General features: G+C 43.8%; 18 protein-coding genes. 8 read left to right on the forward strand and 10 right to left on the reverse strand.

Annotated features, from left to right (window positions below; all coding sequences use genetic code 11):
• Positions 1-159: 159 nt before the first annotated feature.
• The 4 genes from ACTXGE_RS03150 to ACTXGE_RS03165 all read right to left on the reverse strand — a co-directional run bounded on the left by ACTXGE_RS03150 (position 160) and on the right by ACTXGE_RS03165 (position 5,019).
• Entirely contained in the window at positions 160-876 is a 717-nt protein-coding gene (locus ACTXGE_RS03150) for a cytochrome c1 (protein WP_317200369.1), read from the reverse strand.
• The gene (locus ACTXGE_RS03155; RefSeq protein ID WP_317200406.1) at positions 876-2,081 is read right to left on the reverse strand and encodes a cytochrome b; all 1,206 of its coding nucleotides are present in this window, start codon (positions 2,079-2,081) and stop codon (positions 876-878) included. The genes ACTXGE_RS03150 and ACTXGE_RS03155 overlap by 1 nt, the downstream gene beginning before the upstream one ends.
• Before the next feature lie 22 nt (positions 2,082-2,103).
• A complete protein-coding gene (petA, locus tag ACTXGE_RS03160) occupies positions 2,104-2,688 on the reverse strand; it encodes a ubiquinol-cytochrome c reductase iron-sulfur subunit (RefSeq protein WP_317200368.1) in 585 nt (194 codons plus the stop codon).
• A 399-nt stretch (positions 2,689-3,087) separates the two neighbouring features.
• Positions 3,088-5,019: an ATP-binding cassette domain-containing protein gene (locus tag ACTXGE_RS03165; RefSeq protein ID WP_443541858.1), complete on the reverse strand. Its 1,932-nt coding sequence runs from the start codon at positions 5,017-5,019 to the stop codon at positions 3,088-3,090.
• Positions 5,020-5,261: 242 nt separating this feature from the next.
• Here ACTXGE_RS03165 and ACTXGE_RS03170 point away from each other — a divergent pair, with 242 nt between their 5' ends.
• The 3 genes from ACTXGE_RS03170 (at position 5,262) to ACTXGE_RS03180 (ending at position 8,877) form a co-directional block, all read left to right on the forward strand.
• The gene (locus ACTXGE_RS03170) at positions 5,262-5,555 is read left to right on the forward strand and encodes a SlyX family protein (protein WP_317200366.1); all 294 of its coding nucleotides are present in this window, start codon (positions 5,262-5,264) and stop codon (positions 5,553-5,555) included.
• Positions 5,556-5,695: 140 nt separating this feature from the next.
• A complete protein-coding gene (locus ACTXGE_RS03175; protein ID WP_443541946.1) occupies positions 5,696-7,087 on the forward strand; it encodes an outer membrane protein transport protein in 1,392 nt (463 codons plus the stop codon).
• A 341-nt stretch (positions 7,088-7,428) separates the two neighbouring features.
• On the forward strand, positions 7,429-8,877 hold the full coding sequence (locus tag ACTXGE_RS03180) for an OmpP1/FadL family transporter (protein WP_443541856.1): 1,449 nt from the start codon (positions 7,429-7,431) through the stop codon (positions 8,875-8,877).
• Between the two features lie 435 nt (positions 8,878-9,312).
• Here the strand turns inward: ACTXGE_RS03180 and putP are convergent, their stop codons facing one another.
• On the reverse strand, positions 9,313-10,812 hold the full coding sequence (gene putP / locus ACTXGE_RS03185) for a sodium/proline symporter PutP (RefSeq protein WP_443541854.1): 1,500 nt from the start codon (positions 10,810-10,812) through the stop codon (positions 9,313-9,315).
• A gap of 614 nt (positions 10,813-11,426) precedes the next feature.
• Positions 11,427-12,299: a LysR family transcriptional regulator gene (locus tag ACTXGE_RS03190; protein WP_317200362.1), complete on the reverse strand. Its 873-nt coding sequence runs from the start codon at positions 12,297-12,299 to the stop codon at positions 11,427-11,429.
• 376 nt (positions 12,300-12,675) lie between these two features.
• Between ACTXGE_RS03190 and leuC the strand changes: the two genes are divergently transcribed.
• The 5 genes from leuC (at position 12,676) to ACTXGE_RS03215 (ending at position 18,103) form a co-directional block, all read left to right on the forward strand.
• The gene (leuC, locus tag ACTXGE_RS03195; RefSeq protein WP_435949184.1) at positions 12,676-14,094 is read left to right on the forward strand and encodes a 3-isopropylmalate dehydratase large subunit; all 1,419 of its coding nucleotides are present in this window, start codon (positions 12,676-12,678) and stop codon (positions 14,092-14,094) included.
• Positions 14,095-14,130: 36 nt separating this feature from the next.
• Complete coding sequence (leuD, locus tag ACTXGE_RS03200; RefSeq protein WP_435949183.1) at positions 14,131-14,793, forward strand: 3-isopropylmalate dehydratase small subunit; 663 nt, start codon at positions 14,131-14,133, stop codon at positions 14,791-14,793.
• A gap of 121 nt (positions 14,794-14,914) precedes the next feature.
• The gene (locus tag ACTXGE_RS03205) at positions 14,915-15,613 is read left to right on the forward strand and encodes a hypothetical protein (protein ID WP_443541851.1); all 699 of its coding nucleotides are present in this window, start codon (positions 14,915-14,917) and stop codon (positions 15,611-15,613) included.
• Positions 15,614-15,671: 58 nt separating this feature from the next.
• Positions 15,672-16,778, forward strand: coding sequence for a 3-isopropylmalate dehydrogenase (gene leuB / locus ACTXGE_RS03210; RefSeq protein WP_435949181.1), 1,107 nt, complete (start codon positions 15,672-15,674; stop codon positions 16,776-16,778).
• A 242-nt stretch (positions 16,779-17,020) separates the two neighbouring features.
• Complete coding sequence (locus ACTXGE_RS03215) at positions 17,021-18,103, forward strand: L,D-transpeptidase family protein (RefSeq protein WP_435949180.1); 1,083 nt, start codon at positions 17,021-17,023, stop codon at positions 18,101-18,103.
• A gap of 178 nt (positions 18,104-18,281) precedes the next feature.
• Here ACTXGE_RS03215 and infA read toward each other — a convergent pair whose 3' ends face one another.
• From infA to ACTXGE_RS03235, 4 genes are all read right to left on the reverse strand, one after another.
• Positions 18,282-18,503 carry a translation initiation factor IF-1 gene (infA, locus tag ACTXGE_RS03220; protein ID WP_021814850.1) on the reverse strand — a complete coding sequence of 74 codons (222 nt, stop codon included), beginning with the start codon at positions 18,501-18,503 and terminating at the stop codon, positions 18,282-18,284.
• A 131-nt stretch (positions 18,504-18,634) separates the two neighbouring features.
• Complete coding sequence (truA, locus tag ACTXGE_RS03225; protein WP_435949179.1) at positions 18,635-19,468, reverse strand: tRNA pseudouridine(38-40) synthase TruA; 834 nt, start codon at positions 19,466-19,468, stop codon at positions 18,635-18,637.
• A gap of 56 nt (positions 19,469-19,524) precedes the next feature.
• Positions 19,525-20,604 (reverse strand): asparaginase, encoded by a 1,080-nt coding sequence (locus ACTXGE_RS03230; RefSeq protein WP_443541848.1) that lies wholly within the window; start codon positions 20,602-20,604, stop codon positions 19,525-19,527.
• Between the two features lie 79 nt (positions 20,605-20,683).
• Complete coding sequence (locus ACTXGE_RS03235; protein WP_443541846.1) at positions 20,684-22,360, reverse strand: FimV/HubP family polar landmark protein; 1,677 nt, start codon at positions 22,358-22,360, stop codon at positions 20,684-20,686.
• Positions 22,361-22,397 lie beyond the last annotated feature (37 nt).

Raw genomic sequence — 22,397 nt, forward strand, 5'->3', positions numbered from 1 at the left:
ACAAAGTCGCCTTATTTATCAAGATAGCATGCGTAAACAGTGACGAGTATTACCTTAACCTTTCTCTATGGTTTTGCGATTTCATGAATAAATGTCAAAACAAAAAAAAGCACCACCGAAGTAATGCTTTTTAATTCATCTGATATTTTAAATATCGCTCTATTTAACGTCTTTCCAGAACTCTTTATTGAGTAAGTATACTGGAATAAGAAGCACTAATAAGAACAAAATAACAAAGAAGCCAATCACTTGACGATCATGACGAACAGGCTCGCCCATCCATGCCATAAAGTTAACCAAATCACCGACTTCAGATTCAAACTCTTCGGTACTCAAATCATTTTGCAAGTTATTTAATACGTGAGGCATTGCTGCATTTTGTAGTACTAAATTATTTGCGCCCCAAGGACGACTTGGATCTTCATAAAATGACAAGAGGTAAGTATAGACCCAATCATCACCGCGTAATCTGTTAACCAGCGATAGATCAGGTGGCGCTGCACCAAACCAAGAGGCTTGGACTTCAGGATCAATTTCAGGATTAATAAAATCACCGATCTGATCGGTTGTCACCATCAGATACTTTTCGACCAGCTCTGGCGGTATCTCTAAATCCTTTGCAATACGAGAGTGACGTACATACTGCGCTGAGTGACACCCAGCACAGTAGTTCATAAACATCTTAGCGCCATTTTGTAGCGAGCCTTTATTAGTAAAATCAATAGGGGCTTCACTACATAGCAGATGCTCTTCTACGCCTTCAGCGTTGACGAAGCTGCCACATCCGCCGCCGCCTGCTGCCATAGCAGTACCTGCTGTCAACATCAAAGTCGCACCTAAGCCCAAACCGGTTAGGGATTTTGTTAAGGTGTTCATCAGTGACCTCCGGTAACGCGTTCAGGTGGCTGTTTGCACGTCTCAATAGACGTATAAATAGGCATCAATAAGAAGAATAAGAAGTACAATACGGTAAAGATACGAGACATTAGCGTCGCTGTTGGCGTTGCAGGCGTCGCACCTAGGTAACCGAGTACTACAAAGCTGATAGCGAATATAGTCAAAGCGATTTTTGATAGTATGCCTTTATAACGCATGGAGCGTACCGGCGATCTATCTAGCCAAGGTATCAAAAATAGCACTGCAATCGCGCCGCCCATAGCAATAACGCCGCCAAGCTTATCAGGAACCGCTCGCAAAATTGCGTAGAAAGGCGTGTAATACCAGACGGGTGCAATATGCGCTGGTGTCTTCAGTGAGTTGGCAGTCTCAAAGTTTGGTGGCTCAAGGAAATAACCACCGCCCTCAGGGAAGAAGAAGACCACTGCAAAGAATAAGATAAAGAAGACTACGATACCGACCATATCATGCACAGTATAGTACGGATGGAACTCGATACCGTCTAAGGGTACGCCGTTCTTATCTTTTAGCTTTTTGATGTCGATACCATCAGGGTTGTTAGAACCCACGTGATGCAAAGCGACCAGATGCATAAAGACAAGGCCGACAAGTACTAGTGGAATCGCCACAACGTGCAAGGCAAAGAAGCGGTTGAGAGTAATACCTGAGATAATGTAATCACCGCGTACCCACTCAGCTAGGCCATCACCAATGACAGGTAGCGCTGCTGGTAAGTTCAAGATAACCTGCGCGCCCCAAAATGACATGTTGCCCCATGGCAATAGATAACCAAAGAAGCCCTCTGCCATTAGCGCAAGATAAATACCCATACCGATAAGCCAAATAAGCTCGCGAGGCTTTTGGTATGAGCCATATAACAGCGCTCTGAACATATGCAAGTAGACGACAACAAAGAATGCTGATGCACCAGTCGAGTGCATATAACGAATGAGCCAGCCGCCTTTGACATCACGCATAATATATTCAACAGAAGCAAAAGCACCTTCTGCGCTAGGGTTGTACATCATTGTCAGCCAAATGCCAGTAACCAGCTGGTTGACGAGTACGATCATTGACAATACGCCAAAGAAGTACCAAAAGTTAAAGTTCTTTGGTGCGTAGTACTTTGACATATGGTATTCGTAGGTTTCAGTCGCTGGAAAACGCGCGTCCACCCAATGCATTAACTTTTTACCCATACTCATATTAAGCCTCTCCAACCGTCAAGATAGACCCATCCAAACTATAATCTGGAACAGGTAGGTTAGTCGGTGCAGGAACGCCACTATAGACGCGACCTGCTATGTCATACTTAGAGCCATGACAGGGACAAAAGAACCCGCCATACCAGTCATTGCCACCTAAATCAGCCGCACCGACGTCAGGGCGGTAGTTTGGCGCGCAGCCCAAATGTGTACAGACGCCTTCAACTACCAGCAAACCTGGCTCTAAAGAGCGAGTCTGATTCTTGGTGTATTCTGGCTGCAGTGACGCATCAGAAGTGGGATCAGCCAAAAGCGGTTCTACAGCGCTTAGAGTGTCTACCATGTCTGGAGTACGCTTTACCACAAAAATAGGTTTGCCGCGATATTTGACGACGATCATCTGACCCTCTTCTATAGAGCCGATATCTTGAGTCACAGCAGCGCCTGCAGCTTCAGCTTTAGCACTTGGCGTCCACGAGCGCACAAAAGGGGTTGCAACAGCAGCTACCCCAGCTGCACCAATCACGGCAGTCGAGGCAATAAGGACTCTACGACGTTGTACATTAACGCCTTCGGTGTTGCGCATTGATACTTCCTCCAGGTGAATGACATGGGATTATCCCACACTGGGTTTATGGCTTAAAGGATTATAGTAAAAAAGGCAAGCCAGATTAGGCTATACCTAGTTTTGCTAATTGTTACTATTCTAAGCTATTTTGGTCATAAAATAAATTGTACGGTTAAAAATAAAACAACCTCAGTAGGCTTAATTGAGCTATTGAAATAAAAAAAGCACCTAGAGCCTACTGGTTATCAGTACCTAGCAGTAGAATCAAGATACTTTTGATTAACAATTACTCTCTATTTCACAAAAACGTATTACTATAGGGAATGATACTTGAAAACGGAGCAATGTTCATTAACTTTAAGTTTTGAGCACACTAATTATATAAGTTTGCGCCTCATTTATATCTATGTTTTGAGCCTATTGGGCCTCTAAAATCTCCCAGCGCTCAAGCTTGTTCATCATCTCATCTTCAATTATCAGCAAACGCTCGCTGGCCGCAGTAGCACTATTGAAGTCCTTGGTGAACCAAGAGCCATCCGCTAGCTTATCTTGCAGATCTTTTTGTTCTGCCTCTAGCGCTGCAATCTCCTTAGGCAAGTTATCAAGTTCACGCTGTTCATTGAAGTTTAGCTTTTTGACTGTTTTTTTTGGGGTAACTGTCGAAGGGGCTTTGTTGCTTGATTTGGTCGCCGTGACCGTTTTGGTAGCACTTGCAGCCTGCATACGGTTTTTTTGCACCAGATACTCTTGATAGCCGCCGACGTATTCTTTGACCACCCCTTTGCCATCGTCTTGATCAAATACCCAAGTAGAGGTCACCACATTGTCCATAAATGAGCGATCATGGCTGATAAGTAAGATAGTACCGTTAAAGCTGCTAACAGACTCCTCTAACAGCTCAAGAGTCGCCATATCTAAATCGTTGGTTGGCTCATCAAGTACCAAAATATTGGCAGGTTTTAATAGCTGTTTGGCTAAAAGTACGCGGTTACGCTCACCTCCTGATAAAGCTTTTACTGGAGTACGAGCGCGTTCTGGTGCGAACAAGAAATCTTGTAAATAACTCATAATATGCGTCTTACGACCACCGACTTCGATAAAGTCTGAACCCTCTGAGACGTTTTGCGCGACCGTTGCCTCAAGATCTAATTGATCTCGCAGCTGATCGAAAAATGCAATTTCTAAGTTAGTACCAAGCTCAACACTGCCCGTTTTGATCACTTCATCATCAGACATGTCGAGTATAGCTTTGATAAGGGTCGTTTTACCCGCACCATTGGGACCAATAATACCGATCTTGTCACCGCGCATAATCGTTGTCGTAAAGTTATCGACCAGTACGTTACCATCGTACTCAAGATGCAGGTTTTTGACTTTGCAGACCAGCTTACCGCTTTTCTCGCCTTCACCCATCGTGATATTGACGTTACCGACTTTCTCACGGCGCTCGCTACGCTCCTCGCGCAAGGCTTTTAGTTCACGGACACGGCCCTCATTGCGGGTACGCCGCGCCTTGATGCCTTGGCGAATCCAAACCTCTTCTTGCGCTAGTTTTTTATCGAAATTAGCGTTGTTCTTCTCTTCTGCAAGCAGCTGCTGCTCTTTAAGCTCTTGATAGCGCGCATAGCCTTTTGCGCCTTGTGTCACGTCATAACTGGTCAATTGACCTCGGTCAAGCTCAACGATGCGCGTGGCTAATTTATCGACAAAGGCTCTATCATGGGTGACAAATAGGAGAGTCAAACCCTGCCAATCAAGCAAAAAACGCTCAAGCCACTCAATACTATCAACATCCAAATGGTTGGTTGGCTCATCGAGAAGTAGCATGTCAGGTTTGGTCACCAAGGCTCGCGCTAATAATACGCGGCGCTTACGACCACCAGACAAGGAAGACAGATCATCTTCAGGATCAAGCCCCATAGTAGTAATAAGGCGGCGAGCTTCGCGCTCTAAATCCCAACCGTGTACCGCATCGATATCGTGTTGTAGCGTTGCCATGCGCTCGCAGGCATCCATATCACCATCAGCGCACAGGTCGGTTTGCTGATTGTAGCTGATGAGTAGATCAGCGGTGCGGCGGCTACCGCCCATGACGATATCTAGTATCTTACCGCTGGTTTCAGGCACGTCTTGCTCGAGCATAGCAACGCTTGCACTACCACTGATAATGACTTCGCCACTATCAGGTTGCAAAGAGCCGTTAATGAGTTTAAATAGGGTAGACTTGCCTTCGCCATTACGACCAATCAAGCAAACGCGCTCGCCTTCATTAATGCTAAAATCAATACCGTCGAGAACGGGCGCTACGCCAAAGGCGAGATGGATGTTTTTTAGATGTATCAGTGCCATAGATTGTCTTAAGCTTATATATAGTAGTGTGAGTGATGATGAGAGAATACACTGGTGAATAGTAATAAAAAGGTGGTACCTCGTTGCCAGCAGTATAACATGTCACCCGAGTAGTTTTGTGCCACCCGCAACTTTTATCCTGATATTTAGAGCGTCATCTGGTATAGACGACTATACAAATTACTGATAACCAAAACACGTTTACTAAGATACAGATCACAATCACAAACAGTGAGAACACAATGAGCACATCAACATTCAATAAATACAATGATGACAAACAGAACAATGATTTGCAAAATGGGGATAAAGGGAGCACCTCCGATACGCAAGATCAGATGATAGACTTGCAGATGAGTATGGCGCATCTAGAGCGGACAATGGAGCAATTAGACGTCGTGGTGACGCGGCAAGATCAGCATATCCAAACGCTACAGCGCCAATTGCAACTCATAAATAAGCAGCTACAAAACCAAAGCGCTGATGAGGGCATTGCACCATTTGACATTATGGCGGACAAACCGCCTCATTACTAACTGGTGACCAAATAGTCATAATCGGGCAATAGTGTATCTTTTTGGTTGTCTTAGTGCTCAAAAGCGATTAGTATCTGTCGGCTCTATAACTGCCTGCTCACTATGGTATGGCTAATCTTTTGGATGTTCGGAGAAATACTATGCGCGTTATCTTTAACCTCAAAACTCTAACATTAGCTATAGCAGCGCTGTCTGCTACTAGCCTAGGCCATACCGCTGGTCTTGATCGCTCAGGTCAAGATGTGACGGCTTTCTTTCAAGACGGCGTTTATGCTGAAGCGGTATATACTTACATAGATGCAGATGTAACGGGTAAAGACTCATCAGGTAATAAAATAGATGACATCGCTGAGGATTATGACTTTTTTCGTTATGGCGTAAAAACAGACATTAATGACACGTTTAGTATCGGTGTTCTATATGACGAGCCTTTTGGCGCGGCAGCAGACTACGTGGGCGAGAATAATTTTATAGCTAATGATAGTGCTGATGCTATTGTCCAAGGATTCTTACAAAATCCCAATTTGACCGAAGCTATCGTTGATCAGAGCATAACAAACTTACAAGGTGCATTGGCGCCAGGTAATCCTGGTGGTCTAACTCCTGAACAATTGCAGCAAGCGCAAGGAGATCTCATTGGATTACAAGCCGCTAGAAACCTTGCTGATACCGCAGGTGAGGCTACGCAAGTAGAAGTTCGTAGCGAGAACCTAACGGGTATACTCGGTGCAAAGTTTGGTGCTAATAAAGAGTTTCAAGTTTATGGTGGTCCCGTTATTCAACAAGTCAAAGCAGATGTGAAACTGCGCGGTACGGCTTACAGCTCCGCTTCAGGTTATACCGCTCACATTGCTAACGATCAAGATTATGGCTGGATAGCAGGCCTCTCTTACAGCAAACCTGAAATTGCTTTAAAGGCCGCTTTGACTTATCGCTCAGAGATTGAACATGAAGCAGATGCGTCCGAGATCTTTCCAATTGCGACTGCAGCTGGCGCTAGAGCAGGTAGGGCAATACCAACTACCAGAAACGATAAAATTGAAATCACCACGCCTGAATCCGTCAACTTTGATTTTCAAACCGGCATCAACCCGACGACACTCGCGACCGCAAGAGTACGCTGGGTACCTTGGGGTGATTTCGCTATCGTACCGTCACTCTATAACGACGTCAGCAAGGTTGCGACGCAGGATGATGATGGTTTAGCGCTAGTCAGCTATGATGACGATCAGTGGGTCGTAGAGTTAGGACTTGCCAAACGTTTATCGAAAGCGTTAGCGGTTAGCGGCAACATCGGCTGGGATAGCGGTGCAGGCAATCCTGTCACCTCACTAGGCCCTATCGAAGGCTACTATAGTGTAGGCCTTGGTGCTAAATACAACGTGACTGAAAACTGGGCGGTATCAGCAGGCGGCAAGTACCTATGGTTCGGTGATGCTGAAGGTCAAATACCGAACGGACAAATCGTTAGTGACTTTGAGGACAATGATGGCTTTATCTTAGGTGCCAAAATCTCTTATCAGGCTAAATAGTCACTCTGTTAAAGAGTAAGTTAAAATAAAAATGGTAAATCAACAAAAAAGCGATCCTCTCAGGGTCGTTTTTTTAATTTGGGCGAAGCGGACTAGGCAAAAAGTTAGACTAATATATTCTATCGCATATATATAAGTCATTTAAACTATCAACACAGAACTGTTTTATTTAGAAACCAGTATATATCATGTACTGTTCAGTCATAATGGAGAAATAAAGTACTTTAAATGTTGTTTTAGTGTCAAAAAGCCATTACTATTCAATTTAGGACATCGTCTACATATTTAGTAACACTTACTTATGTTAACGATTAAACAACTGGGATGTTTGGAGAAATACAATGCGCGCCACCTTTCACTTAAAAACCCTCACAGTAGCTATCGCTGCTTTTTCAGTCGCTAGCGCCGCTAGTGCTGCTGGCCTTGATCGTTCAGGTCAAGATGTCACTGCCTTTTTCCAAGATGGCGTCTACGCAGAAGCTGTTTATACCTATATTGACGCTGATGTTAGTGGTAAAGACAGTGCGAATGGAGATCCCAATAGTAATGATTATGTCGAAGGTAATAGTACTGGCGATATCGCTGAAGACTATGATTTTTTCCGTTATGGGGTAAAAGCGGATATCAATGATACATTTAGCATAGGTCTGATCTATGATGAGCCATTTGGGGCATCTGCTGAGTATACGCAAGGTAATTTTGTGGCTCGTGATGGGGATAATCGTGATGCTACTCTTACTGCGCTTTCTGGTGGGGCTGTCGGTCCAAACTCACCTTTCGGTCTTAATACTTTCGAACAAGCACAGAGTGCAGTAAATAATCTTCGAGCAGGTGCAGCTGCTGGCGTATTAACACCTGCACAAGAAGCACAATTAGCAGCATTATCGCCATTAATTCCAGCAATTGGGATTGTGGATGCAGAGTTTCAAACTGCTGGTGAAAATACTAAAGTTGAAGTACGTAGCCAGAGCTTAACTGCTATTCTTGGTGCTAAGTTTGGTGCGAACAAAGAGTTTCAAATATACGGTGGTCCAGTCGCACAGCGTATTGAAGCGAATGTAAAACTACGTGGACTCGCTTATGGTCCTGCTACTGGCTATACCTCTAATAATAATCCGGAAATGGATTATGGTTATTTAGCAGGTTTTTCATATAGCAAGCCTGAAATCGCTCTTAAAGCTGCTTTAACTTATCGCTCTGAAATTGATCATGACATAGATATTACTGAAACTTACCCTCTACAAGGTACTTTATTAGGAAATCCAGCAGCAGCTACTCAAACGAATAGCTATGAAGTCACTACTCCTGAGTCAGTGAACTTTGATTTCCAAACAGGTATCAACCCAACGACTCTAGCTACAGCAAAAGTACGCTGGGTACCATGGAGTGACTTTACAATTACGCCACCTTTGTATAATGAAGTCAGTAAGCGTAGCTTTGGTCCAGATGGCTTAAACTTGGTTGAGTACGAAGACGACCAATGGCAAGTAGAGCTCGGTCTAGCTAAGCGCTTAGCACCTGCTTTAGCAGTTAGCGGAACTATTGGTTGGGATAGCGGCGCCGGTGATCCAACGACGTCACTAGGTCCTGTTGATGGCTACTACAGTGTTGGTCTTGGTGCTAAGTACAACGTTACCGAGAACTGGGCCGTATCAGCGGGTGGTAAATATCTATGGTTCGGTGATGCAAAAGGCCAACTACCAACAGGAAAAGTTGTTGTCGATGCCGAAGACAATGATGGCTTTATCTTAGGTGCAAAACTATCTTACCAAGCAAAGCAGGGCTTCTAATTTAGTTATTAGAAACTGACTTTTTGAGAAAAACGATCCTTAATGGGTCGTTTTTTTATGGGTGTTTATATTTTAATTTAAGGGACTAAAGAGATTTTTAGATCAATCATGAGCGTTAGATGCATCTCTAATCTGCTTCTATAGGATTAAAGGTCTATCAAACAGCTTATATAGAAACTAGAGATTTAGGAGCAGGCAGGTAGCGTTTACATTTATAACGTGAAATGCTGATGTTAAACGTTCAGGGTAGATAGTGCTGAGTGAACAAGACAATAGTCCAAGCAAACTGTCTTATGTTTAAAGAGTACAAGGTAGCTATTATTTAGTATCAAACAAATACAGGCAGTAAAAAACCTCGCTACTAGAACAGTAACGAGGTTAGTAATTATAGAAATAAAAATGAAAATAAAAATAGAAATTCAGCTAGCGCTTTACTTACTTATGCAAGTTTAGCTCCATCTCTTTGAATTTGGCTGAAACCGTAGACTTAGGTCCACCTGTCATTTTACTGACTACAAAGATGGCGATAGTGCTCAAGATAAAGCCTGGAATAATAGCGTATAGCCAATCGTTTAGTGCCATGCCGTTCGCCTCAAATGGACCATATACCCAAAGGATAACGGTTAAAGCACCAACGACCATACCAGCGACTGCGCCATTACGGTTCATACCACGCCATGTTAGACTAAAGATAACTAACGGTCCAAATGCAGCACCGAAGCCTGCCCAAGCATGAGAGACGAGTTCTAGTACTGAGCTGTCTGGGTCAGAGGCGAGTATTATCGATACCACAGCGACGACGACAACTGAGATACGACCTACGAGTACCTGCCGCGCTTCTGGCGCATCTTTATCAAAAAATAGCTTGTACACATCTTTGGTCAGTGAGCTTGATACTACTAGTAGCTGTGATGAGATAGTACTCATAATAGCGGCTAAGATAGCAGCCAATAAGAACCCTGATACAAGGGGTGTGAACAAGAACTGGGTGAATACTAAAAAGATCGTCTCAGGATCGTCCAAAGTCATTGAGGTTCTTTGCACATAAGCGCGACCTGCAAAACCTGTCATGAGCGAGCCTATTAAACTCACAACCATCCAGCTCATACCGATATTACGAGCCGTCGGCACATCTTTGACCGAGCGTATCGCCATAAAACGTACGATAATATGGGGCTGGCCAAAATAACCTAGACCCCATGCCATGAGTGATGCAATACCCAAAAAGGTCATACCGCTAAAGACATTTAGTAGAGCAGGATCGATATTTCTGACCGCTGTTGTGACCTCAGATACGCCGCCCAAATCAGTAAAGGCAACAATAGGTACGATGACAAGCGCAAATAGCATGATAACGCCTTGCACAAAATCGGTCATCGATACCGCTAAGAAACCACCGAACAAAGTATAAGCTACAACGACGCCAGCAGTGACCCATAGGCCTGTGCTGTATGAGAGATTCAATGAGCTTTCGAACAATTTACCACCGCCCACTAAGCTTGCAGCGGTGTATACGGTAAAGAACAAAATAATGACAATCGCTGAGATAACACGCAGCATGTGTGATTTGTCTTCGAATCGATTAGCAAAATAATCGGGGAGGGTAATGGCATTGTCAGCTACTTCAGTGTAGACACGCAAGCGCGGCGCTACAATGATATAGTTCAGAAGTGCGCCTAAGGTCAAGCCTAGCGCAATCCAAATACTAACCACACCAGAACCATACATATAGCCTGGCAAACCGAGTAATAGCCAGCCTGACATATCTGAGGCGCCTGCTGATAAAGCGGTGACCGCAGGACTTAGGTTACGCCCACCGAGCATGTAGCCCTCAGTGTCGTTGGCTTGCTTAAAATAGGCGTATATACCGATACCTATCATCACTAAAAAGTAAGCGGCAAGTGAAATTAACACACCACTAGAAACTCCGTTCATATCGTTATCCTTAGCCAAAAACTATTGGCTTTAGTTATGTCTATAAGTAAAACTTACTTTATAATAAAATTATTTGTCGATAAAGTTTCAGTGTCAAAAAAACAAAAAAGCCATTCTATTCAAGTAATGGCTTTATATTTTTGCTATTTATCCACTAGCTAGTTGCAGCTACATCACCTATTTGTTAGAACGGGTTTCTAATAAATAGATAATGATAGAACCAAAGTGGCAACTACTATTTTTACTATAATATGCATTGAAGCTCATTGCTGAGTTATCTAACGATTCAGACAATGGCAAACAATATTTTATAATAAAAATAAGCAAACATTTAGCTAAAATACCATTATGGGTTTATCTAAAATATTTGTATGGTTTATACTTTTATTCTTAACTGCGTTATTTTTAACTACGTTTATCGCGCTGACGTTACCACCAAGTTATTAGCGTAACTGCTTGTTACAATAACAAATGACGATGGGCATTGTCACAAATAAATTGTAAGTACGCTAAACTCATTAGTTGTATATGGCCTAAAACGACAAAACGATACTGCAATCATGATCAGTACCGTTTTATGATTTGTTAGTAAAATAACACATTTCTTAAATGACTTAATCAATAGGCGCTAGTAAATCTAATAAGGCGCTCACGCTACTAGAACGTGTCAATTTAGGGTTAATCACCACGCCTAAATAACGTTGCAGCTCAATATTATCAGCCATATTGATACGTTCTAAATCTTGGCTGATCAGCGTCTGTGGCAAGACCGACCAGCCAAGGCCTACGGATACCAGCATACGAATAGATTCTAATGGATTGGTGCTCATCGTCGCATAAGGCTTAAGATTATGCTTAGCAAATTCTGCCAACGTGATTTGACTGGTAAAAGTATTGGCTGAGGGCAAAATAGCAGGATAACGCGCTAGTTGCTCCAAAGTGACATTGGTCTTATTGGCAAGTGAGGAGAGGGTGCCTGTCATAAAATATAGTGGATCTGACCAAAGCGTATGGTAAGTGAGGCGTTTGTCATAAACGGGCGGCAAGGTCAAAAAAGCCAAAGACAGATCACCATCTAGTACGGCCTTGTGCGCTTCTTCTGAATCTACAAAGTGCACCTCTAACTGTACGGCAGGATAAGCTTGAATAAAATGCTTGAGTACTGGCGCTAAATGATGCAAACCAATATGATGACTGGTCCCTATGACCAATTTACCTGATACAATATGCTCGGCATGTTGCAAGTTGATTTTGAAGTTCTCGTAATCCTCAAGCCAGCGTTTAGCATGGGGTAGCATCTCGCTCGCCGCTTGCGTTGGAACAATACCGCGACCTACAGTATCAAAGAGAGTGATTTTGAATTCGTCTTCTAGATTTTTGATGCGTTTACTGACCGCAGGCTGAGTAATAAAGAGCTTTTCTGCCGCCCCTGATATGCTGCCTGTATGCATTACAGTCACAAACGTTGTCAAATTAGTGGTATTCAAACCGATGTCCTTAGCTATTTAGTTAGCTATAAATAAAAGTTGGCTCGTGTGAATGCTAGTGATTGTAAATAAAAAGTTTGCGTATATGCAAAAATCATCAATTATTATTATAGGATTAGACTGGTATAATCACAAGACTCAAAGACATTTTATTTGATTATAAAACGATAAGTTATCAATTAGCGGATACATATGCCCAATGGTATCAAAACGACATTGAGATTTTATCAAACAATACTTATAACCTCTTATATAAACTATTTAATGCTTAAATTACTTTTAGATTGACTCTTATTTATCTCGACTTTTAAATGGTATCCCGATTCAGAACTATACTTAGATCGATTGATCATTAGTCACAAAGAAGGACAGCAAAATGACTGCGCAAACTTTATATGACAAACTTTGGAACGCCCATGAAGTCACCAAACGTGACGATGGTTCAAGCCTCATTTATATCGACCGTCATCTATTACATGAGGTCACAAGTCCGCAAGCCTTTGAAGGGTTAGATCTAGCCAACAGAACCCCTTGGCGCTTGTCTGCGAACATCGCAAGCCCAGATCATAACGTACCTACAGTCAGTCGTGAGCGCCGTGAGGGCGTACAAGGTATCAAAGACAAAGTATCGCGCTTGCAAGTGGTTACTTTAGATGATAACTGCGCTAAGTTTGATATTGCAGAATTTACCATCAACGATGCACGTCAAGGTATCTTGCACGTGGTTGGCCCTGAGCAAGGCTTGGTTTTGCCTGGTATGACGGTTGTCTGCGGAGACTCGCATACAGCAACTCATGGCGCACTTGGCTGCCTGGCACATGGTATTGGTACCTCAGAGGTCGAACACGTGCTAGCGACACAGTGTTTGATTCAAAAGAAATCAAAAAACATGCAAATTCGCGTCACAGGTAAACTCGGTGTTGGCGTGACCCCAAAAGACGTCGTACTGGCTATTATTGCCAAAATCGGTACGGCAGGTGGCACCGGTCACGCTATTGAATTTGCCGGTCAAGTGTTCGAAGATATGAGTATGGAGGGTCGCATGACCGTCTGTAACATGGCGATTGAGGCGGGCGCGCGCGTGGGTATGGTTGCGGTTGACGACACCACTATTGAGTATGTTAAAGGCCGTCCTTACGCACCAACTGATGAGCAGTGGGAGCAAGCCGAGAGCTACTGGCGTACCTTGTATTCCGACGATGACGCGGTGTTTGATACTATCGTTGAGATCGACGGTAGCTCTATTGCGCCGCAAGTATCTTGGGGAACCTCTCCTGAAATGGTCGTCGATATCACTCAATCTATTCCAACGCCTGATCAAGCGGCTGATGAGGCACAAGAAGAAGGCTGGCTGCGCGCTTATACTTATATGGGCTTACAAGCAGGTCAAAAAATTACTGATATTGAGCTTGACCGCGTATTTATCGGCTCTTGTACCAACTCACGTATCGAAGATTTGCGTGATGCGGCGTCCGTGATTAAAGGTCGCAAAGTTGCAGATAGCATTAAAGAAGCTATCGTGGTCGCAGGCTCAGGACAAGTCAAATTACAAGCAGAGTCTGAAGGTTTGGACGCTATATTTACTCAAGCAGGTTTTGAGTGGCGTGAGCCGGGCTGCTCGATGTGCCTTGCCATGAACGCCGACAAGTTAGAGCCAGAGGAGCACTGCGCATCGACATCCAACCGCAACTTTGAAGGGCGTCAAGGTACGGGCGGGCGCACGCATCTTGTGAGTCCTGCAATGGCCGCCGCTGCCGCATTAGCGGGCCGTTTTGTAGATGTACGCACGTTTTGATTTAAGCGTAGCACACTGATATTTTAAGGAATGATTATGCAAGCTTATAACACCCAAACCGGTATCGTCTGTCCGCTTGATCGCGCCAACGTCGATACCGATCAGATTATACCTAAGCAGTTTTTGAAATCTATTAAACGTACAGGCTTTGGCGTTAACTTATTTGACGAGTGGCGCTATCTAGATGAAGGCGTGCCTTCGTTAGATGGCTCTGGGAACAACGATACGCGTCCTATCAACCCTGACTTTGTACTAAATCAGCCCCGCTATGAGGGCGCGACTATACTGCTTGCCCGCCGAAACTTTGGCTGTGGCTCTAGTCGAGAGCACGCGCCTTGGGCACTATCTGAGTACGGCTTTCGTACGGTGATTGCGCCAAGTTTTGCCGATATCTTTTATAATAATTGTTTTAAAAATGGTATGTTGCCGATTGTGCTCGATGAAGAGATTGTCGATAAGCTTATGAAAGCGACTATCGCTTTTGAAGGGTATCAACTTACTGCTGACCTTGAGCGTCAAGTGGTGATAACGCCAACGGGCGAAGAGTATGCGTTTGAAGTCGATGAATTTCGTAAGCATTGCTTGTTAAATGGACTAGATGACATCGGACTGACTTTGCAAAAGAGTGATGACATCAAGGACTATGAGCATAAAATGATGCAAAAAACCCCTTGGATATTTAACCAAGTACGTGCTTAAAAAGCAGAACATCAGCGTTTTATCACATGGTTAAAAATGAATATAATGTTGAGTTATAAGTACTAAATGGCTAGAATGAATAACCATCGTTTCACTTATATGATGAATAGTAGTTATCGCTATGAATAAAAAACGTTTTGCTGTTTTAACTCTAATAACAGGCCTATCTTTGTCAGGATGTCAGATCTTGACAGGGTATAATCAAATTGATGATGACAATACGCTGATAACTGCTCAGGCGCTTGATCCCATTGCAGGCGAGATTAATCTGAGCTGTCAGGGGACTTATCACTGCGAAATCGTACAAATAGACAAAACGCCTATTATCTCAGCGCAAAGTCATGAGCCTGTCAATCCTACGATGCTAGCTGTGATGCAAAGTACAGATACGACGAGTAAGATACCTTTTAGTGATCGGTTTAGGACAACGATAGCGCCAGATATAACGCCTTTATCTGATAAAAATGCTATCAAGATAGTACCGCTATCAGTGTCTAATATCGAGGGATTAACCACTTACTATATACGTCTCAAACCTAGTAAGCGCGAAGTTCAAGTTAATTTTTATCCTGAAAATAATCTAGGTTACATTGAGCGCTTTGCGATGATTCATGAGTTTACTCAGCCAGGTAATTACGAGCTACGAGCGTACCGTAAAAAACCGAGTAGTACTGAGGGAAGTTTGCTAGAAAATGCTTCGCCTAATCCTTTATGTGTAGATCTTACCTTTAATGGTCGCCTGCAACGTCACTTTTGTAAACTGGCAGATATTGAGCGCCAAGGCGAGTTTGTCGAGAGCAGCGTAATAGAAGCATCTTAATACCTGTCTTATTTAAAGTTATCAATCAATTACCTATCAAAAAACAACAAGGATTTATATGGCAAGCATTTTGACATTAGCAGGCGATGGTATCGGTCCTGAGATTATGACCCAAGCCGTTGATGTATTAGAGGCGGTAAACAAAAAGTTTGATTTAGGCTTAACTCTAGAGTCAGGTTTGATCGGTGGCGTCGCTTTTGATGCAACAGGCGAGCCATTGCCAGATGAGACGCTTGAGCGTGCTCGCGCTGCAGATGCAGTATTACTTGGCGCAGTCGGTGGTCCAAAATGGGATACGATTGAGCGTAGCAAACGCCCTGAGCGCGGCTTACTCAAGATACGCAGTGAGCTTGGCTTATTTGCCAATTTGCGTGTGGCAAAGCTATATCCGCAGCTTGCCAACGCCTCAAGCATTAAACCTGAGATCATATCAGGTCTTGATTTATTAATTGTACGTGAGTTGACAGGTGGTATCTATTTTGGTGAGCCGCGCGGTATTCGCACGCTAGATAATGGCGAGCAGCAAGGCTACAATACTATGGTGTACAAGACCAGTGAGATCGAGCGTATTGGTAAAGTGGCCTTTGAGCTGGCAAAAACGCGCGCTCAAAGCTCTGGCAAACCTGCCAAGATATGCTCGATAGACAAGGCTAATGTACTAGAAGTCACTGAGCTGTGGAAGCAGACGATCACCCAGATGCAAGAGAACGACTATAGTGATGTAGCACTATCACACATGTATGCTGATAATGCCTGTATGCAACTTATCCGTGATCCCAAGCAGTTCGATGTCATGGTAACAGGTAACATGTTCGGTGATATCTTATCCGATGAGGCGGCTATGCTCACAGGCTCTATCGGTATGCTACCGTCAGCGAGCTTAGATGAGGATGGCAAGGGTATGTACGAGCCTTGTCATGGCTCAGCGCCTGACATCGCAGGACAAGACAAAGCCAATCCTCTAGCGACTATTTTGTCTGTGGCTATGATGCTGCGTTATACTTTTAAGCAAGAGGCGGCAGCGCAAGCGATTGAAGCGGCAGTGAGCGACGTGCTTGACGATGGTCTACGTACCGTTGATATTTTAGACAAAAATGAAGACAACCTCATCTGCGTAGGATGCGTGCAAATGGGACAGGCAGTATTGGCTAAGCTGGACTCATAACAAATACATCGACTCACCTTAGCAAGTCAAGCTGCCCATAAACTACCTAGTGGTTTATGGGTTTTTTGTTATATGTATACTTTTAAGTGACATAGTGAGCACTATTTAACAAAGTTGTTATCATAGACCCAATTCGTTAACACAAAGCTGTTATATAACTCCTCAGTACTATGACATTATCTTAAGCGCCAGTAATATAAGAACTATAACGAGTAGATTACCAATTATTTTAGGAGCTCAGCATGTATCAGTTAAAAAAAGTATGTACGATGATGGCTGCATTGGGATTGTCCAGTGCTATGCTAATAAATTCAGCTAACGCAGCGACAAGCAATGATAAAAGTCCTGTGACTAATGGCGTTAGTCAACAACTCAAGGGCGATAGCAAAACGGTCAACTCGCTCAATGACTTGTTACCAACCATCAAGTACACCACTGAAAATCTGCCAAAGACTGCTAGAGAGGTCAACAATGCCACGTGGTCAGTCGGGGAGAAGATAGATCGCAATACAGGGACTAAGTTGCAAGCCCTGCTCAATTGGCATCAGCACGGCGTAGGCCCAGTGGATGGATATTGGGGCAAAAATACTCGTAAAGCGATGCAGGCCTTTCAAAAAGCCAATGGTCTCAAAGTAACTGATAATTTAAATGACGAGACTTGGCAAGCGCTTAGAGCCAGTGAACGTCTTACAAGTCAGCCTGTACTGGTTCGTTATACGATAAAAGAGGGCGATGTCAACATCAAAACGACAAACATTCCTGCTAGCGCAGAGGGCAAGTCTGAGCTTGAGGGCATGTATTATGAAAGTATAACTGAGGGACTTGCAGAGAAGTTCCATATTAATGAGAAGTATCTTAAATCTCTCAATCCTAATACAAGCTTTCGTGCAGGCGAGACGATCACAGTCTACAATCCTGGCAACCCTAATACCAAACCTGTGAGCCGCGTGGTCGCTGACAAGGGTACGCAGACGCTATATGCCTATGATGACAACGACAATCTAGTTGCCAGCTATCCTACCACAGTTGGTAGCAGCGCGACGCCCTCACCATCGGGTACGCATACGGTCGAAGTCAAAGTACATGAACCTAATTATACCTATAGCGCAGACGATGGTGGTCAGCTCATCATTCCACCAGGCCCTAATAATCCAGTAGGCATCGTATGGATTGGACTGAGCAAGCCCTCTTATGGTATTCATGGCTCACCAGATCCTGCTCGCATTAGTCGTCAAGCCTCATCTGGTTGCGTACGTCTGACCAACTGGGATGCGCTAGCGCTACTAGGCACCATTAAAGATGACGCTACTGTAGAGTTTAGATAGATACGTTGTCTTAAAGACAGAATATTAAGCCAAAAAAATACCGCTGATTGATAGCGGTATTTTTTTTGGAATAAGCGTAAAGTTAGCATTAACTATGTAGCTCTGATATCGGTTGTTTCAAGTCAGTTGTTAAACCGATAATCGATGCCAACCCTAATGCAATACGGCTTATAATTAATTAGTTCTTACCACGGTAAGTAATGCGACCTTTTGACAAATCATAAGGCGTCATCTCAACCTTAACCTTGTCACCAGTTAGAATGCGGATGTAATGCTTACGCATCTTGCCTGAGATATGCGCGATAATCTCGTGTCCGTTTTCTAAACGAACTTTAAACAATGTGTTTGGAAGGGTATCGATGACTTCGCCTTCAAATTCAATAATATCGTCTTTTGCCATATTTGTATCAATCACTCAAAAATAAGCGGATATTATACGCAAGTTTGAATACTAAAGCAATGGCGAACCCAGTTTTTGCTTGACAGTGTGTATATGGTATGTATGCCAGGTTATAGTCTTATTATCAAAGCCTAATCTGGCAGGTTTAACCAAATAGGAGTTAGCGGCGCATTAGGGAGTCGCGCTTGATAGCGCTCAGGATAATAAGCATTGATAAAATATAGGCCATCACCTGAGGCAGTGGGCGGCGCAATAGTACGATCTTTTTTAGCTAAGATATTTAAAAAGTCAGCAGGCTGTAATTCATGCCTGCCAATAGCATACAGCGTACCCATTAGATTACGCACCATGTGATGCAAAAACCCATCTGCTTGAATATCAAATACAATAAATTGGCCGTGAGCAAAAAGCTTGGCATGTTCAATGGTACGTACAGGTTGATTGGACTGGCAGGCGGCTGCGCGGTAACTGCTAAAGTCATGAGTCCCTACGATATCAGCCGCAGCAGCTTGCATAGCGCTGAGATCTAATGGCTCGTAGATATGCGTGACTTGATGATTTAAGATAGCTGGCCGCTGAGGCTGGTTCAAAGTAATATAACGATAGCGCCGAGCAATCGCTTTAAAGCGCGCATGAAAATCAGCGGGCATAGGCTCAATCCAGCGCAGGGCAACATCATTAGGAAGTAAGCTATTGACGCCGCGCAGCCAGTTGCGCGCAGGTCTATGAGCATGAGTGACAAAATGCGCGATCATATTACCAGCGTGTACGCTTGAATCAGTGCGACCAGCAGCGATTACCTCTATTGGCTCATTAGCCACTTTACTAATAGCGCGCTCCAAGACTTCTTGCACGCCCAGCACCTCTTTTTGCCGCTGCCAGCCGTAATAGTGCGTTCCCAAAAACTCAATGGCAATCGCTAGTGTATAAGTTGGTCTATCATCGCAGACTGTAGATTGGGTCATAGCAAGGTCGTATATAAAGTGAGTTTAAAACGCAAAAGAGTAAATACAGTTAGTATTTAACGTTTTCTAATTGTAGTCGCTGTTTGACTGACATTATTGGTCCAGCGTTGTCGTCTTCGAGCAGGCGATGGATAACGTAGTAACAGCCATAGCAGGCGCGCGTAAATAGCAGGAATGGTCAAGCGGCCGCCTGCTATAACGTGATGATCATACTGCCAACTGCCTGCTGCATAACTGTCACTAACGCCGCCAAAGGGGCACTGGCTGGCACAAATCACCATATGACCTTGCTCATATGCCTGATCTAAAGCCTCAGCCAGCGCTGCTGAATAAGGGACGTTACCTGCACCAAAGCCTAATAAGATAATGCCGCTTGGCGGTTGATCGATAAGCGCCTGTAATTGCTTGCTTAAGATATCAGGATGATTGGGCATACAATAGATCGCATGAACATAAGCGTGTTTAGCATGACTTTGGACATCAGCTACTACTGTATATTGATCGTCGAGCCAATGCTGGCGGCGCGTATCGGTGAATAGTTTGATATAGCTATTAGCAGGATAAGCAGCTCTTGAGTGTCCAGTAAACGCCATAAAATCATGGCTGTGTATTTTTTGTACGGTTTGCGCCGGCCACGATTCACCGCCAAAGCTTATCTTAACCCCAGACTCACCAGCGCTAGCCAGTTTGATTGAAGCTATCAAATTATCCCAAGCATCGCTATGCTCATCTATCGCGTAGTCTTGTATGACCTCAGGATCTAGTAAAGGGCGCATACTACCTGTGACGACCAAACACAAATCACTACCTGCAAATGCCTCAGACAAAAAAGCACCTAGATAGCTTAGGGTGTCAGTGCCTGTGATCAAGACAAAACGGCGAGAGCCTTTACTATAAGCATCTAATACCAAAGTATAAAAATGTACAAAATCATTAGGCGTTAATTGACTGCTGTCTTTGATTAAAGCGTTATCAAGCCAAGTGGTCGCAGGCAGATTAAGGGTGTGGCTATGCGTAGTAATATGCGATTGCACAATAGGCAAAAACGCAGTAGCGTCTAGGGGCGCAAGCGGACGACCATAGCTGCCAAAGGTGCCACCAGCATAGATAATTTGTAAGGTATCAGGTTGGATCATAGGTTATAAGGACTTAGTAAAGAGATAAAAAGCGAATAAGCCAAGCATTGAAACACTTGGCTTAGCTGCGGTAGTATCATTATGCAGTGCGCTCAAGCATCATTTGTGCCTGCTGCTTTTGCTCACTATTGCCTTGAGCGATGACTTCGTTCAATAAGCGTTTGGCACTATCATACTCGCCTAGTCTGACATACTGTGTGGCTAGGTCTAAGGTGACCTGATTGGTATCTAGCGTTTTAACAAAATCAAAGTCAGCTGCAAAGCGCGAAGTCAAGTCAGCGGCTGATTTATTATCGTCGCTGTCTGCTACCTCAACTGGCTTAGCTTCTGTAGGCGCCAAAGCGTCATCAAAATCAAAGCTATCCTCTATGGGTGTATTGTCATCAAATAGCATAGGCGTGTCAGCTTGGTCGCCAGCGCCCTGTGCAGCATTATCAATAGTGACAGGAGCACTGTCTTGAACTGAACTGCCCAAAATTTGACTGTCTTCAAAAACAAAATCGCTCCGTGTTGTGTCATCCTCATCTAGGGACAATGTCAAACTATCACTTGGCGCATAAGTGTCTAAGATTTTGTCATCAGTCTCAGTTTCGGTCTCAAGGTCGGCCAAATCTAATACAAAATCTTCATCATTGGCATCGTTATACTCATTGCTCTCTACATCTAATTCATCTAAAACCAGACCACCGCTTTGACTGACGTCATTACTATCACTATTATTGGTATTAATGCTCTTTGAGTCTGCCTGTAGATCAAAATCAAAGAAGCTATCGTCATTAGTAATAGCTTCTGAAGCAGGCTCATTGACAGGTGGAACAGTAGATGCCTCATCATTTAAATCAAAGCTGTCATCGAAATCAAAGTTTGTATCCAGATCCAAGTCGCTTGAGTCCAAACTCTCTAAAGGTGTGCTATCTACAACATGAACTGGCTGCGTGCCATTAGTTTCAGTGCGGCTATCGTCTAAGAGGCTCTCTTGAGTATCACTATCATTGTCTTCTAGATCATCCAGCGTCAGCTCAAAGATATCGTCGCTTGCCATACTAGAATTACTGATAGTATCTATGTCATAAGAGCTATCAGTATAAGAGTTATCAGCAGTATCAAAATTAGCTAAATCCAAATTATCAAATGAATCATCAAGCGAGTCGGTAGGCTCAAGAGGGCTGGCGCTCTCCACTAGGTGATTTTGGACACTCTGTACAGGTTCATGAGCGCTGGTATCACTACCAACCTGTACAGAGCTTTGTGGCAAGTCAAAGTCTATAGCCTCAACGCTTGATTGATCAAAGCTACTTACAGGCGCTGCCGCAGAGGTCGTCTGATCTTGTAAAAGCAAGGATTTTAGCTCGTTTGCTTGTGGTATTGCCTGAGTATTGTTTTGGACTAGGTCATCGTAAACACGGTTAAATTCGCTGAGCTCATTGGTTGTTGCATATATACTGAGGAGCTTAAGCGATAGCTGCTCGTCATGAGGTTTACGCATAAGTCCGCGCTCTATCGCTTCTATCGCTTTGTCATAGCGCTGCTGGTCTATAAAGCGCTGAGCGATTGTAATATCATCAAATTTCGTTGCACTATTTACCGAAGGCTGCGGCATACGATCCGATGAGACTGGTACTGCTCTGATCGTCTCTTTATTTGTACGCAGGGGTGTGGACGGCGCTGGTTGCTTAGTTTTATTGCGACGTAATACCAAAATAGCGATCAATAAGATGAGCACCAATCCTGCAACGATATATAGCATATTATCCATAGTTATTCTCATGTCTACGATAACTATTCAAGCCATC

This window comes from Psychrobacter sp. T6-4 (assembly GCF_052258425.1).
GTDB lineage: Bacteria > Pseudomonadota > Gammaproteobacteria > Pseudomonadales > Moraxellaceae > Psychrobacter.